The organism is Streptomyces sp. 8L (assembly GCF_020176795.1).
In the GTDB taxonomy this organism is placed as follows: Bacteria; Actinomycetota; Actinomycetes; order Streptomycetales; family Streptomycetaceae; genus Streptomyces.
This window is the reverse complement of the sequence record NZ_JAIUKE010000325.1, coordinates 1-14912: the sequence shown is the minus strand read 5'-3', so window position 1 is coordinate 14912 and position 14912 is coordinate 1. Positions and strand designations below refer to the sequence as shown.

General features: G+C 70.1%; 12 protein-coding genes. 7 read left to right on the top strand and 5 right to left on the bottom strand.

The window, feature by feature from the left end; all coding sequences use genetic code 11:
• Both LCE31_RS24720 and rpsF read right to left on the bottom strand, forming a co-directional pair.
• Positions 1 to 446 (bottom strand): single-stranded DNA-binding protein (locus LCE31_RS24720; protein ID WP_225017755.1); only part of this gene is annotated, 446 nt, incomplete at its 3' end.
• A 131-nt stretch (positions 447 to 577) separates the two neighbouring features.
• Positions 578 to 868: a 30S ribosomal protein S6 gene (gene rpsF, locus LCE31_RS24715; RefSeq protein ID WP_225017753.1), complete on the bottom strand. Its 291-nt coding sequence runs from the start codon at positions 866 to 868 to the stop codon at positions 578 to 580.
• A gap of 259 nt (positions 869 to 1127) precedes the next feature.
• On the opposite strand from rpsF, the gene LCE31_RS24710 reads away from it, so the two are divergent.
• From LCE31_RS24710 to LCE31_RS24700, 3 genes are all read left to right on the top strand, one after another.
• Positions 1128 to 1436, top strand: coding sequence for a hypothetical protein (locus LCE31_RS24710; protein ID WP_225017751.1), 309 nt, complete (start codon positions 1128 to 1130; stop codon positions 1434 to 1436).
• A gap of 537 nt (positions 1437 to 1973) precedes the next feature.
• Positions 1974 to 3110 (top strand): lipid II:glycine glycyltransferase FemX, encoded by a 1137-nt coding sequence (locus LCE31_RS24705; RefSeq protein WP_225017749.1) that lies wholly within the window; start codon positions 1974 to 1976, stop codon positions 3108 to 3110.
• Between the two features lie 195 nt (positions 3111 to 3305).
• Entirely contained in the window at positions 3306 to 4337 is a 1032-nt protein-coding gene (locus LCE31_RS24700) for an alanine racemase (RefSeq protein WP_225017747.1), read from the top strand.
• Positions 4338 to 4491: 154 nt separating this feature from the next.
• Here LCE31_RS24700 and LCE31_RS24695 read toward each other — a convergent pair whose 3' ends face one another.
• Together LCE31_RS24695 and LCE31_RS24690 are read right to left on the bottom strand one after the other, a co-directional pair.
• Entirely contained in the window at positions 4492 to 6135 is a 1644-nt protein-coding gene (locus LCE31_RS24695) for a glycosyltransferase family 87 protein (RefSeq protein ID WP_374118545.1), read from the bottom strand.
• Positions 6136 to 6253: 118 nt separating this feature from the next.
• Positions 6254 to 8980: a transglycosylase domain-containing protein gene (locus LCE31_RS24690; RefSeq protein ID WP_225017742.1), complete on the bottom strand. Its 2727-nt coding sequence runs from the start codon at positions 8978 to 8980 to the stop codon at positions 6254 to 6256.
• A gap of 438 nt (positions 8981 to 9418) precedes the next feature.
• On the opposite strand from LCE31_RS24690, the gene LCE31_RS24685 reads away from it, so the two are divergent.
• The 3 genes from LCE31_RS24685 to LCE31_RS24675 all read left to right on the top strand — a co-directional run bounded on the left by LCE31_RS24685 (position 9419) and on the right by LCE31_RS24675 (position 12284).
• Positions 9419 to 10174, top strand: coding sequence for a PadR family transcriptional regulator (locus LCE31_RS24685; RefSeq protein ID WP_225017740.1), 756 nt, complete (start codon positions 9419 to 9421; stop codon positions 10172 to 10174).
• 58 nt (positions 10175 to 10232) lie between these two features.
• A complete protein-coding gene (locus LCE31_RS24680) occupies positions 10233 to 11315 on the top strand; it encodes an inositol-3-phosphate synthase (protein ID WP_225017738.1) in 1083 nt (360 codons plus the stop codon).
• A gap of 348 nt (positions 11316 to 11663) precedes the next feature.
• Positions 11664 to 12284: a hypothetical protein gene (locus LCE31_RS24675; RefSeq protein WP_225017736.1), complete on the top strand. Its 621-nt coding sequence runs from the start codon at positions 11664 to 11666 to the stop codon at positions 12282 to 12284.
• A gap of 56 nt (positions 12285 to 12340) precedes the next feature.
• Here LCE31_RS24675 and LCE31_RS24670 read toward each other — a convergent pair whose 3' ends face one another.
• A complete protein-coding gene (locus tag LCE31_RS24670; RefSeq protein ID WP_225017734.1) occupies positions 12341 to 13321 on the bottom strand; it encodes an RDD family protein in 981 nt (326 codons plus the stop codon).
• A gap of 104 nt (positions 13322 to 13425) precedes the next feature.
• Here LCE31_RS24670 and LCE31_RS24665 point away from each other — a divergent pair, with 104 nt between their 5' ends.
• Positions 13426 to 14433 (top strand): stage II sporulation protein M, encoded by a 1008-nt coding sequence (locus LCE31_RS24665; protein WP_225017732.1) that lies wholly within the window; start codon positions 13426 to 13428, stop codon positions 14431 to 14433.
• The last annotated feature ends 479 nt before the right edge of the window (positions 14434 to 14912 follow it).

The window sequence follows — 14912 nt, the reverse complement described above, 5'->3', positions numbered from 1 at the left end:
GCGGGCGGGCCGCCACCGCCTCCGCCGCCGCCCTGCTGACCGCCGCCACCGCCGCCGCTGTAGCCGCCCTGGCCGCCACGCCCCGTGGTCTTGGTGACCTTGGCCGTGGCGTTCTTCAAGCTGGGGCCGACTTCCTCGACGTCCAGCTCGTAGACCGTCCGCTTGACGCCCTCACGGTCCTCGTACGACCGCTGCTTCAGGCGGCCCTGGACGACGACGCGCATGCCGCGCTGAAGCGACTCGGCGACGTTCTCCGCAGCCTGACGCCACACCGAGCAGGTCAGGAACAGGCTCTCGCCGTCCTTCCACTCATTGGTCTGGCGGTCGAACATACGGGGCGTCGACGCGACGCGGAACTTCGCGACCGCGGCACCCGACGGCGTGAAACGCAGCTCGGGGTCGTCGACAAGGTTGCCGACTACCGTGATGACGGTCTCGCCTGCCATGGATGGAACCTCTCGGCGGGGATTGCGCGGGATTGCTTGGCTTGCTGCTACTCGTGTACTGCTCGCTCCCGATGGCCCCTCGCACCCGGCCGGAGCCGGAATCAGCGGGGCCGACCTGCTGAGCCCCTGGCTCAGTGGGTCTCGGGGCGGAGGACCTTGGTCCGGAGGACCGACTCGTTCAGCTTCATCTGCCGGTCGAGCTCCTTGACGACCGCAGGCTCGGCCTGAAGGTCGATGACCGAGTAGATGCCCTCGGGCTTCTTGTTGATCTCGTAGGAGAGACGACGACGGCCCCAGGTGTCGACCTTCTCGACCTTTCCGTTGGCCTCACGGACAACGGAGAGGAAGGTCTCGATCAGCGGGGAGACTGCACGCTCCTCGAGATCGGGGTCGAGGATGACCATCACCTCGTAGTGACGCATGTGGAACCCACCTCCTTTGGACTCGGCGGCCACGGGCGTTCCGTGGCAGGAGGGTCGTGATGCGTGAGCAACGGTATCGGCCGCCACTGACAATCGGCCGGGGAACCGGCTCGGGCAGACCTGGGCAGACACCGCCGCAGACCGTACAGGCTACCCGGACACCCGCTTCCGGTTGAAATCCGGTCGGGCCCGGGCACACTCTGAGTACATCGGGTACGTGCGGCACTACGGTGTGCCGCCGGTAAGCAGGAGGTGCCTCATGGCACAGACAATGCATCCGAAGACGTCCGGCGGCTCCCTCTTCGCCTCGGACGGAAAGTCCCACCCCCTCCAGGACGGCCTGATGGTCGCGACCCTGGTCCTGGGCATCTTCGCCTTCGTCACGTGCTGGTTCCACAGCCTGAGCCTGGCGACCTCGTGGGTCGGTCTCGTCGGCATCCTCGTCGGCGCCTACGCGCAGTACGTCTCCGTGACGACGCGCGAGCGCTTCCTGACCATCCTCGGCCTCGGAGCCTCCGCGGTCGGCTTCTTCCTCGGGATGGCCCACGGCGGGCTCTTCGTGGCCTGAGCGGCACGGGGGCGCCGAGAGCGCCCCGGAGGCGCCCGGAGCACCGCGGAGGGGCCCGGGAAGCGGGAGCATCACAGAGGGGCCCGGAAGCGCCCTGGAGGCGTCCCGGAGAAACGGCGCGCGCCGCACGCCCCACTCCCGCGGCGTGGTCGCCGCACCCCCCGGCGGCATGCGCACCACACGCCCCGCCCCGCGGCGTACGCACCGCACGCCCCCGGCGGCATGCGCACCACACGCCCCACTCCCGCAGCGTGCGCACCACACGCCCCACGCACACGCCCGGCGAGCACGCTCGCACGCACGCCTGCGCCCCTGCCGCACGCCCCGTCGACGGTGCAGGCCGCACCCCCGCGGCTGCGGGAACCCGGACGCCGCGCGGGCCGCCGCCGGAGCGGCCCGTTCGCGTGACGCGGCTCTCGACGCGCGTCTCGCGGGACACGGCCCAGACGGGGCGCTCCCCGGGCGCAGTAGGCTTCGGCGCGTGACCCGGAGCCCCACGTACCCACTGGGGACACACCCGCCGAGGAGCGCCCCCGCATGAGTCTGCCGCAGAGCAAGAGCCTGGTCCTTCGGACCATCAGCCGTGAGCAGCATCTGGCGTTCGTCCAGAGCCTGCCGTCCGCCAGCCACTGCCAGGTCCCGGCATGGGCCGATGTGAAGACGGAGTGGCGCTCGGAGAACCTCGGCTGGTTCGACGCGACCGGCAGGCTGGTCGGCGCGGGGCTCGTGCTGTACCGGCAGCTTCCCAAGATCAAACGGTATCTCGCGTACCTGCCCGAGGGCCCCGTCATCAACTGGTACGCGCCGAACCTGGACGAGTGGCTCCAGCCGATGCTCGCCCACCTCAAGCAGCAGGGCGCCTTCTCCGTGAAGATGGGCCCGCCGGTGGTGATCCGCCGCTGGGACGCGGGCGCGATCAAGTCCGGCATCCAGGACCCCGACGTCAAGCGGCTGCGGGACGTGGAGGCCACGGCCATCGAGCCGCGTGCCTTCGAGGTCTCCGACCGGCTGCGGAAGATGGGCTGGCAGCAGGGCGAGGACGGCGGCGCGGGCTTCGGCGACGTGCAGCCGCGCTACGTGTTCCAGGTGCCGCTGGCGAACCGTTCGCTCGACGACGTCCTCAAGGGCTTCAACCAGCTGTGGCGCCGCAACATCAAGAAGGCCGAGAAGGCGGGCGTCGAGGTCGTCCAGGGCAGCTACAACGACCTGGCCGAGTGGCAGCGGCTGTACGAGATCACCGCCGAGCGCGACCACTTCAGGCCGCGGCCGCAGTCGTACTTCGAACGCATGTGGACGGTCCTGAACACCGAGGACCCCAACCGGATGCGGCTCTACTTCGCCCGGCACGAGGGCGAGAACGTCGCGGCGGCGACGATGCTGATCGTCGGCGGCCACGTCTGGTACTCGTACGGCGCCTCCGCGAACCACAAGCGCGAGGTCCGCCCGTCGAACGCGATGCAGTGGCGGATGCTGCGGGACGCGTACGCGATGGGTGCGACGGTCTACGACCTGCGCGGCATCTCCGACTCCCTCGACGAGACCGACCACCTCTTCGGCCTGATCCAGTTCAAGGTCGGCACGGGCGGCGAGGCCGTCGAGTACATCGGCGAGTGGGACTTCCCACTGAACAAGCTGCTCCACAAGGCGCTCGACATGTATATGTCGAGGCGCTGACCGGGGCCGCGGGTGCGGGCCGGCGCTCCCGGCGCGCGGCACCACCGACGGGTGCCCGCCGGGCACGGGGCGCCGCGTGACCCGCACCGCAAGCCTCTTCAAATCCCCCACGAGCCGTTCATATGCTTCATGGGGATCTGCTTCATCGGGATCAGCTGACGGCAACGGCAGCCGCGAGAAAGGTTCAGGACCGGCATGGCGCTCTCCCTCTACGTCGACACCGCGCGCTGGCGGGCGCACCAGAAGTCGGTCATCGATCAGTTCCCCGGCATCGTCCCGGTCTGCAAGGGCAACGGATACGGCTTCGGGCACGAGCGGCTCGCCGAGGAGACGACCCGCTTCGGCTCCGACATGCTCGCGGTCGGCACGATCTACGAGGCCGCGAACATCAAGGACTGGTTCGGCGGCGACCTGCTGGTCCTGACGCCCTTCAGACGAGGCGAGGAGCCGGTGCCGCTGCCGGACCGGGTGATCCGCTCGGTCTCTTCCGTCGACGGCGTGTACGCGCTGGTCGGCGCCCGTGTCGTCATCGAGTGCATGACCTCCATGAAGCGCCACGGCGTGAAGGAGCAGGAGCTCGGCCAGCTCCACGCCGCCATCGACGACGTACGGCTCGAAGGCTTCGCGCTGCACCTGCCGCTGGACCGTACGGACGGCTCGGACGCGGTCGAAGAGGTCATCGGGTGGATGGACCGGCTGCGCTCGGCCCGGATGCCGCTGCACACGATGTTCGTGAGCCACCTGAAGGCCGAGGAGCTCGCGCGGCTCCAGCAGCAGTTCCCGCAGACCCGCTTCAGGGCGCGCATCGGCACCAACCTGTGGCTGGGCGACCACGACGCGACGGAGTACCGCGGCGCGGTCCTCGATGTCACGCGGGTCGTCAAGGGCGACCGGTTCGGCTACCGGCAGCAGCGGGCCGCGTCCGACGGCTGGCTCGTCGTCGTCGCGGGCGGTACGTCGCACGGCGTCGGCCTGGAGGCCCCGAAGGCGCTGCACAGCATGACGTCACGCGCGAAGGGCGTGGCGCGGGCAGGTCTCGCGACGGTGAACAGGAACCTGTCGCCGTTCGTCTGGGAGGGCAAGCAGCGGTGGTTCGCGGAACCGCCGCACATGCAGGTGTCGATCCTGTTCGTGCCCTCGGACGCCCAGGAGCCGAGGGTGGGGGACGAGCTGGTGGCGATCCTGCGGCACACGACGACCCAGTTCGACCGGGTCGTCGACCGCTGAGCCGACGGCGGCGCCGTGTGGCAGGGGACGAGGCAGGGCCGGGCAGCCGTGGCAGGGAGGCAGGGCCGGGCCCGGCCGGGCCTCCTGCGCCACTGCGGACGACACACGCCGTCCGCCGTCCGCCATGTGAGTGACGCCGGCCGCGTGCCTGCCGCTATCCCTCGTGGCGGCGCCCGTCCCCGCGCCACCGGTCCTCGGCCGCCCCGGAGGCCGGCTCCGGCCGCCCCGCGTCGCCGCCCCAGGCGACCCGGCGGCCGTCCGTGACCCCGGCGTCCCCAGGGTCCCCAGCCTCGCGCCAGGTCCCGGCAGGGGCCTTTGACTCCGCCTCCTCCGCGTCCCAGGACCGGGCGGCGGCTCCCAGGACGAACACGTCCGGCGCACGGTCGAGGACACCGCCCGACGGGTCGTCCGAGCCGTCGGCCCGTACCGGGTCCCGCTCCGGCAGCAGCGCGTCGCGCACCACCAGTGCGCACAGGTACAGCGTGCCCGCGAGGTGCAGGGCGATGGCCAGCTGGTAGCCCTGCGCCGGCAGGCCCTTGTGGGCGTCGCCGCTGGTCGTGTACGCGAGATACATCCAGATGCCCAGGAAGTACATGACCTCGCACGCCTGCCACACCAGGAAGTCCCGCCAGCGCGGGCGGGCGAGCGCCGCGAGCGGCACCAGCCACAGCACGTACTGCGGCGAGTAGACCTTGTTGGTGAGGATGAACGCGGCGACGACGAGGAACGCGAGCTGCGCGAAGCGCGGCCTGCGCGGCGCCATCAGCGCCAGCGCCGCGATGCCCGCGCAGGCCAGGGCCATCAGCACGATCGAGTACGTGTTGACAGGGCCGACGTCGCCGCTGAACGCGCCCGTGCGCTGGCTGAGGATCAGCCAGAACGACCCGAAGTCGACCGGCCTGACCTGGCTGAACGTGTAGAACTTCTTCCAGCCCTCGGGCGCCAGGAGCATCACGGGCAGGTTCACCACGAGCCACGCGCAGGCGGCGCCGAGCAGCGCCGTCCCGTACGCCCGGTACTTGCCGGCCCGCCAGCAGAGCACGAGCAGCGGCCCGAGGACGAGCGCCGGATAGAGCTTCGCGGCGGTGGCCAGCCCGATGAGGATGCCGAACGCCAGCGTCCTGCCGCGCGTCCACATCAGCATCGCCGCGGCCGTCAGCGCGACCGCCAGCAGGTCCCAGTTGATCGTCGCGGTCAGCACGAACGCGGGCGCGAGCGCCACCAGCAGCGCGTCCCAGGGCCGGCGGCGGTGGGTGCGGGCCGTGCACACCGCGATGATCACCGCGCAGACGAGCAGCATGGCCGCGTTGGCCATCCAGTAGGCCTGCTCGCGCCCCATGAGGTCGCCGCTGCTCGACGTGAACACCGACGTGATCCAGGAGGCGACTTCCATGAAGAGGCCGGTGAGTACCGGGTACTCCAGATAGTCCATGTCGCCGTTGAGGCGGTCGAAGTACGGCACCAGGCCGTCGGAGAAGCCGCGCGCCTGGAAGAGGTGCGGGATGTCCGAGTAGCAGGCGCGCGTGTACTGCGAGCTGGCGCCGCGGAACCACGCCCAGTCGTAGCACGGCAGCTTCTGCACCATGCCGAGCGCGAACATGCCGATCGCCACCAGTGCGATGATCCGCACGGGAGTGAGCCAGCTCGTCCCCGGCCTGGCCCAGCGGCCGAGGGGGCCGCCGATCAGCTCGCTGCCGGCAGCGGCGATCCGGTCGCGGCGGGTGGGCGCGACGTCCGGCGTCTCCTGGGGCGCGAGGGGCGTACCGGGGGGTACGGAAGTGTCTTCTGCGCTCGGCATGGCGCCCATCCTGCCGTACGGGACTGTCAACGCGACGGGGGCCGCCGCATCCGGCCCGTACCCGGAGGTACGGAACCGGCGCGGGGCCCCCGTGGGGTCGTCGGCCGTCCGGTTCGCGTCAGGTGCCGGGACCGCCGATGAAGCCTCCGCCCGTATCGGTGCCGCCGTCGTCAGTACCGCCGTCATCGGTACCGCCCGTACCGGCCGGCGGCGACGACCCTCCGTCCGTACCGCCGTCGTCGGTTCCGCCGGTGTCGGTACCGCCCGTATCGGTGCCGCCGTTCTGGCCGCCGTCGTCGGAGCAGCCCCAGAACGACGTGCACGAGTCGCTCGGCGACGGGGGCGGGGGCTGCGGGGAGTTCGACACGCTCGGCGTGTCGGACGGCGAGGGCGAGTTGGACGGCGAGTCGGTGGGCGACGGGGAGTCCGACGGCTCCGGCGAGTGCAGGCCGCCCCCGTACACGGCGTCACCGATCGGCTCGGGCTTCGTGAACTTCAGGGCGGGCTGGCCGTTGAGCGCGGCCGTCATGTAGTCCTTGAAGATCGCCGACGGGAACGACGCGCCCTGAATGGTCTTCTGCGCGCCGGTGCCGTACATCGGCAGGAACTTGCGGTCCGTGCTCTTCGCGTTGTCGTCCAGCCGGTACATGTCGATCGCCGTCGACAGCTGCGGGGTGTAGCCCACGAACCAGGCGGACTTGTTCTCGTCGGTCGTACCGGTCTTGCCCGCGATCTCGTGCCCCGGCACCTGGGCGTTCGTGCCGGTGCCCTTGTCCACGACGGTCCGCAGGACGTCGGTCACGTTGTCCGCCACCTGGGCGGGCATCGCCTGCGTGGCCTTGTCCTGGTGGTGGAAGATCTCCTTGCCGTTCCTGAGGACCTTCTCGACCGAGTACGGGTCACGCTGCTTGCCGTGCTCGGCGAAGGTCCCGTACGCGCCCGCCATGCGGATGGCGCTCGGGTCGGAGATGCCGATGGAGAACGAGGGCACGTCGGACTTGATCAGCTGGTCGGGGGAGAGGCCCGCCTTCTCCGCCTCGGTACGGACGGTCGGGATGCCGACGTCCATGCCGAGCTGGACGAACGCGGAGTTCACGGACTCCCGCATGGCCTCACGCAGGGTGATCGAGGGCTGGTTGTACCCCTCGTCATTGGCCTGGAGCCACTCCTTGCCGTCCTTGTCCATCCAGACTTTGCCCGTGTAGTCCTTGATCTTCAGCATGTTCTTGCCGGGGTAACGGCTCTTGTCCGGGTTGACCGGCGTGCGTTCCGAGTCCGGCTGGTCCTCCCCGAGGGTCGGATTCCGCTTGCCGTGCTCCATGGACGCGGCCAGGACGAACGGCTTGAACGTCGAACCGACCTGGGCGCCTGTGACGTCCGCGTTGTCGGTGAAGTGCTTGGTCGCGTCCTCACCGCCGTAGATCGCGAGGATCTTCCCGCTCCCCGGCTCCACCGACGCGCCGCCGAACTGGACGTACGTGTCCTTCGTAGGCCGCTTCTTCGGGTTGATGTTCTCCTTGCGCACCTTCTCGACGGAGTCCGTGAGCTGCTTGACCTTCTTCTTGTCGAAGGTCGTGTAGATCTCGTAACCGCCCTTGGCCAGGTCGTCCGAGGTGATGCCCTGGTTGTTGTTGTTCGCGAAGTACGACTTGGCGAGGTCGACCAGATAGCCGACCTGCCCGCTGAGCTGGGCGGACTTCTTGATCGGCTGCGATTCCGGAAGGGCCGTGTACTTGGCCCGTTCGCTCGCGGAGAGATAGCCGCCCTGCACCATCTGGTCCAGGGTCGTCTTCCAGCGGTAGGTGAGCCGCGCGGTGTTGGCCGCGGGGGTGGCCTGCGGGTTGAGGTCGGTGTTGCCCGCCGGGTCGTACAGCGTGGCGCCCTTGAGCAGCCCGGCGAGGAACGCGCACTGGCTCGGGTTCAGCTTCTTGGCGTCCACCCCGAAGTACGTACGGGCCGCGGCCTGGATGCCGTACGCGCCGCGGCCGAAGTACGAGGTGTTCAGATAGCCGGCCAGGATCTGGCGCTTGTCCAGCTTCGTGCCGACCTTGAGCGCGATGAAGATCTCTTTGGCCTTGCGGCTCATGGTCTGGCTCTGGTCCCCGAGCAGTGCGTTCTTCACGTACTGCTGGGTGATGGTGGAGCCGCCCTGCGTCTCCTGGCCCTTGGCCATGTTCACGACGGCGCGGGCGATGCCCTGCGGGTCGACGCCCGAGTCCGTGTAGAAGGACTTGTTCTCCTGGGTGACGACCGCGTCCTGCATGGCCTTGGGGATCTGGTCGATGGTGATGATCTGCCGGTTGACGTTGTTCTCGCCGCCGGTCGAGACCATCGGAGTGCCGTCTGACCAGTAGTAGACGTTGTTTTCCGCCTTGGACGCCAGGCTCGGCTGCGGCAGCTGCACGAGCGCGTACGCGACGGACCCCGCCGCCATCAGCGACCCGAGGAACGCGACGGCGAGGGCGCCCGAGAGCCGCCAGGACGGGACCCAGCGGCGCCAGCCGTACTTGTTGAACCGCGGGTAGTCGATGAAACGCTTCTTGGCGGGCCCGCGGCCACGGCCACGTCCCCGCCCGCCGGCGCCCGCCGGATCGGCGCCGCGCCCCCGGCCGCCTTTCTGGGCGGCTCTGCGGGCAGCCGCACGGCCGGCGTAGGGCTGCTCTTCCGCCCCGCGCCGCCCCGAGTGCCCGGGGGCCGACCGGTGGCCCGCGGAATCCGCGGGGGACGCCGAGGCGCCGCCTCGGGAGGGGGCTGCGCGGCGGCCGGACGGCTGCTGGCCTGCACGCCTGGCCGCGGCACGCCCGCCGCCTTCCGGCGGCGGCTGTTTGCGACGGTGCTCGCTCATCGAACGACTACTCCTCGGGCAGGCGCGGACGCCTGGAAGCGGCAGGTGTGTTCCGGTCCCCCGTGCAGACCGCCGGACAGGACGGCGGCGGGACGCTCGCGCCACTGCCGTCTCGGCCCCTGTGATCCTGGTTCCCCCGGCTTGAACAAGCCTGCATGTTCGACGCCCCCTTGCGTCACTGGGTCCCGGGTGGTCTGCATGCCGCACAGACTACGCACGGTCAAAACCCACTGAGCGCTGAAGTTCACCCCAAATCAGGCAACTTGCCAGCTGTGAATTGACGATGTGATCGCGTTCACGAGTCCTCCTCTTGTCGCGACCGTCCCTCCCCTCTATCGTCAGGATGTATCGAGTCGATACATCAGCACGACATGTCAAGACGAGATAAGCGCACAGTCGGCGAACAGCCGGCGGCGGAGGACGGCGAAAGGGGCAAGGGTGAGCAGGCGCTCAGGAATCCTTGAGTTCGCCGTACTCGGCCTGCTGCGCGAGTCCCCGATGCACGGATACGAGCTGCGCAAACGGCTCAACACGTCCCTGGGCATCTTCCGGGCGTTCAGCTACGGGACGCTGTACCCGTGCCTGAAGGCCCTGGTCGCCAGCGGCTGGCTGATCGAGGAACCGGGCAGCGCCCCGGAGGACGCCCTGGCGGCGTCCCTCGCCGGACGGCGGGCCAAGATCGTCTACCGGCTGACGGCCGAGGGCAAGGAGCACTTCGAGGAGCTGCTCGCCCATGCGGGCCCCGACGCATGGGAGGACGAGCACTTCGCGGCGCGGTTCGCCTTCTTCGGCCAGACCGAGCGCGACGTCCGGATGCGTGTCCTCGAAGGCCGCCGCAGCCGTCTGGAGGAGCGCCTGGAGAAGATGCGGGCCTCACTCGTCCGCACCCGCGAGCGTCTCGACGACTACACGCTGGAGCTCCAGCGCCACGGGATGGAATCCGTGGAGCGTGAGGTGCGCTGGCTGAACGAGCTCATCGAGAGCGAGCGGGCCGGCCGTGTCCGGCGGAGCTCCGCCGAGCCGGACGACACCGGGCGGGCCGGCGGCCCCGGCCCGTCGGCCGCCGAGCGCCGTACGTCGCCCGACACCGACCACATGGACGGTCTGCCCCGGCGCAGGGGTGCCGCAACTGCCGAGGGTTCGCCCTCGCGGCACCCCGTCCCGCCGGACCCGTCCGACGACAGGACCAAGTGAGACCCGCTTCGTCGCGGAGCCTCATCGGAACACCGAGATCACACAGGGAGCAACCGGAATGGGTTCGGTTCGCGTAGCCATCGTCGGCACAGGCAACTGCGCTTCGTCGCTGGTGCAAGGCGTCGAGTACTACAAGGACGCCGACCCGGCGGGCAAGGTGCCGGGTCTCATGCACGTACGGTTCGGCGACTACCACGTGCGGGACATCGAGTTCGTCGCCGCGTTCGACGTCGACGCGAAGAAGGTCGGCCTCGACCTCGCGGACGCGATCGGCGCCAGCGAGAACAACACCATCAAGATCTGCGACGTGCCTTCCACGGGCGTCACGGTCGAGCGTGGCCACACCCTGGACGGTCTGGGCAAGTACTACCGCCAGACCATCGAGGAGTCCGACGCAGCCCCCGTGGACGTCGTCCAGATCCTCAAGGACCGCAAGGTCGACGTCCTGGTCTGCTACCTGCCGGTGGGCTCCGAGGACGCCGCGAAGTTCTACGCCCAGTGCGCCATCGACGCCAAGGTCGCGTTCGTCAACGCCCTGCCGGTGTTCATCGCGGGCACCAAGGAGTGGGCGGACAAGTTCACCGAGGCCGGCGTCCCGATCGTCGGTGACGACATCAAGTCCCAGGTCGGCGCGACCATCACGCACCGCGTGCTGGCGAAGCTGTTCGAGGACCGCGGCGTCATCCTGGACCGCACGATGCAGCTCAACGTCGGCGGCAACATGGACTTCAAGAACATGCTGGAGCGCGAGCGCCTGGAGTCCAAGAAGATCTCCAAGACGCAGGCCGTCACCTCCCAGATCCCGGACCGCGACCTGGGCGCCGACAACGTCCACATCGGCCCGTCCGACTACGTGGCCTGGCTGGACGACCGCAAGTGGGCCTACGTCCGCCTCGAGGGCCGCGCGTTCGGCGACGTCCCGCTGAACCTGGAGTACAAGCTGGAGGTCTGGGACTCCCCGAACTCGGCCGGCGTCATCATCGACGCGGTGCGCGCCGCGAAGATCGCCAAGGACCGCGGCATCGGCGGCCCCATCCTCTCCGCGTCGAGCTACTTCATGAAGTCGCCGCCAGTCCAGTACTTCGACGACCAGGCCCGCGAGAACGTGGAGAAGTTCATCCGCGGCGAGGTCGAGCGCTGAGCGAGGCCCTGACCCGAGAGGTCTGAGAGCGGGCGGGCCCCGCTCGGATCTCTCTCGGGACGGCACGGCGAAGGCCCCGGGGACGGTGTCCCTGGGGCCTTCGCGGTTTCCTCGGCCGTCTTCGCAGCTGCTGCGCACAACCGGGCGGATGCGCGTCCGGTGCGCCGGTAGCCCGACGACACTCGTCTATACCGTGCTCCGCGGGGGGGGGGTTTTAGGGGGTAAAAAACCCCCCCGGGGGGGGGGGCCCCCCCCCCCGCACCGCTCCCGCCCAGGGATCGCCCGGGACCCGCCAGGGACCCGCTTCCGGGTCCGCAGCACCGCACCACGAAGGCCACGACGAACCCCATGCCCCGCGGCCGGTATTCGCTCCACGATCCGCACGACCACACCCCCCTCGCCCAAGAACACTTCTACTGCGCGCCCGGCCCCTCCGGCTGGCGCTACGTCGCCGAGACGACGACCCCCGCCGGCGCCCACGCCGGCTCCGTCGATCTGGCCCTCGACGAACACGGCCGGCCCATCCGCCTCGAACTGCACGCCGCCGACTGGCAGGTACGGGGCGCCGCGCTCGACGGCGTCACCTGGGTCCGTACCGACCCCTCTGGCTCGCACGCCACAGAAGGCAACGTCCGCGCCCACGCCTTCACGGCCGCCTCCCCGGCCTTCCTCGTCGCCACCGCCCTGCTGCTGCGCCTCACCCCCGCTTCCCCGGCAACCCGCGTACGCCTCGTCGCCTTCACGGACCCCGTACTCGCCCCACGCACCGTGGACCAGTCCTGGGCCCTGGTGAACAGTGAAGCGCACGCCACTGACAACGGGCCCCTGACCGTGGACGAGTACCGGATCAACACCCTCGACACGGGCGAGCAGTACACGGTCCACCTTGCCGGGGACGTCGTGCTGGCCGCCCCGGGCATCGAGCTGGAAGACCTCAAGGACCCGCCCTCGACGTTCCGCGAAAGGTGAGCCGGGCCCCGACGAGCGGGGTGGCCGTCCCCTGAGCCGTAACGGCCGCGGCCGCCTCAGGCGGGTGGAACGAACCCGGTGGCAGGCGGCGACGGCGGCGTGACGGCGGGCCCTGACGGGGGCCGCACCGGCGTGACGGCGGGACCGGCCGGCAGCACGGGAGGCACAGCCGCCCGCGCGGAAGGCCCGGACGGCACGCCCCAGGGCAGAGCCCCGGCAGCCGGCCCCGGCCCCGACCCTTGCCCCGACTCCAACGCCGGATCTTGTCGCGCCCCGTGGGCGCTCCCCGCGCCGAACGCCCGCCGGGCATCCCGGACCTGCCGTTCCTGAAGAAGCGCAGCCAGGTACGCGGCCGGCTCCACGCCCCCGGGCGGAGCCGTCCCGGTGCGCGCCGCGACATCGTTCGCGAGCCGTATCGCCATCGACCGGCCCACCGCGGCGTCGAGCTGCCCCATCCGCGTCAGGTACTGCCGGACCGCGAGCCACAACTCCTCGGGCACGCCGGAGAGATCGAGCTGCGCGAACCGGCCCACCAGCCAGTGAGGCGGAGGCGGCGCCGCCGTCCACCGGGCAACGGGCACCCGCTCCCGTACGACGAGCGTGCCGGCGAACACGTCACCGATCCGCCGCCCCCGCTCGGACACCAGCGACGCGATGCACGCGATCACGCCGAACGAGAAGAGAAGCTCGACGACCCCCACCGTGCCCCGCACCAGAGCGTGCCGGAAGCGGATGGGGCCGCCGTCGTCCCGTACGACCCGCAGCCCGCACGCCAGCTTCCCGAGCGAACGCCCATGGCTCAGCGTCTCCACCGCGATGGGCCCGCCGACGAGCACGAGCAGGAACGACGCCACCTGGAGGGCGGCCACCGCGGCGTCGTCCAGCGAACCGGTGGTGAGGGCCAGAGTCACCGTGATCGCCACGTACACGGCCGCGACCACCACCGCGTCGAGCGCGAACGCCAGCACACGTGTGGGAAGTCGGGCGGGCCGCAGCCCCAGCACGACGGCCTCACCGGTCACCAGCAGCTCGTCCACCGAAAACCCAACCCCTGTCGCCTCGGCCCCTCTGCCCCTGCGGGGGCCAGTCTGCCAAGCTGACGCCCAGCGCGCCGTACTAGTGCCTGGAGCAGCAGCCGATCATGGACCTCGACGTCTTCGTCACCGCACACCGGGCCGAGTGGGAGCGCCTCGACCGCCTCCTGCACCGGGGCCGTCGCCTCACCGGCGCGGGGGGGGGCGAACTGGTCGGCCTCTACCAGCGGGCGGCGACGCACCTGTCCCTGGTCCAGTCGTCGGCGCCCGACCCCGTGCTGACCGCGCGCCTCACCCAGCTCGTGGCACGCGCCCGCGCCACGGTGACAGGGGTACGGCGGGCCGGCTGGAGGGACGCCGTCCGCTTCCTGACCGAGGGGTTTCCGGCAGCCGTCTACCGGGCCCGCCGCTGGTGGGTGCCGACCGCACTGGTGTCCGTGCTGCTCACCGTGGTCATGGGCTGGTGGATCGGCCACCACCCGGACGTCCAGGCCGCCCTCGGGGCGCCGGACGCCCTCCGGCAGATGACACGGCCCGGCGGCGAGTACGAGACGTACTACTCCAGCCACCCGGAGGCGTCATTCGCGGCTCAGGTGTGGACGAACAACGCCGAGGCGGCCGGGATGTGCCTGGTGCTCGGCGCGTTCCTCTGCGTGCCGGTGCTCTGGATACTGTTCACCAATGTCCTGAACCTCGCGGTCGGCGTGGGCCTCATGTCGTCCGCCGGCCGCCTCGACACGTTCCTCGGACTGGTGCTGCCGCACGGACTCCTGGAACTCACCGCCGTGTTCGTCGCCGCGGGCACGGGCCTGCGCCTCGGCTGGACCGTGATCGACCCAGGCCCCCTCCCGCGCAGGACCGCACTGGCACAAGAGGGCAGAGCGGCTCTGGGCATGGCCGTCGGCCTCGCGCTGGTGCTGTTCGTCTCCGGCGCCATCGAAGGATTCGTCACCCCGTCGGGCCTGCCGGCCTGGGCCCGCATCTCGGTCGGCATCCTCGCCGAACTCGCTTTCCTTGCCTACGTGTACGTGCTCGGCGGCCGGGCCGCACGAGCGGGCGAGACGGGCGACGTGGAGACGAGCGGCAGGAGCGCCGCGCCCCCGGTGGGGGCCTGATGTGCATCGGGTCCCTGTGACCTGTTACTCTCGTCCACACCCCAGGAAAACTGTTGACGCAGTGGCGTGGGGGAAGTAGATTTGGGTGGTTGCCCGAAGGCCGTTTGGACGGTCTGCACGGCAGGCGCTAACATCTACGAGGCTCACGGCAAGGAATTGAATTCCGGTCGAGCCATTCGATTCGAAACCCAGACAGTTCGAGCCGAGAAATCGGCGCTCAAATAGTCTGCTAGAGTCGAAAACGCCGAAAGAGAAACGCGAGAGCGGATATCTGGAAGCATCCCCTTCCGACGGGGAATCGGACGAAACAGAGTCTGATAGAGTCGGAGACGCAGGACAGCAGGACAAAGCAAGACAGAGCAGAACAAGAAATACCGGAGGGAAAGCCCGGAGGAGTCCTGGAAGGGATTCCGAAGGAAGCGTCCGTTCCTTGAGAACTCAACAGCGTGCTAAAAGTCAACGCCAGATATGTTGATACC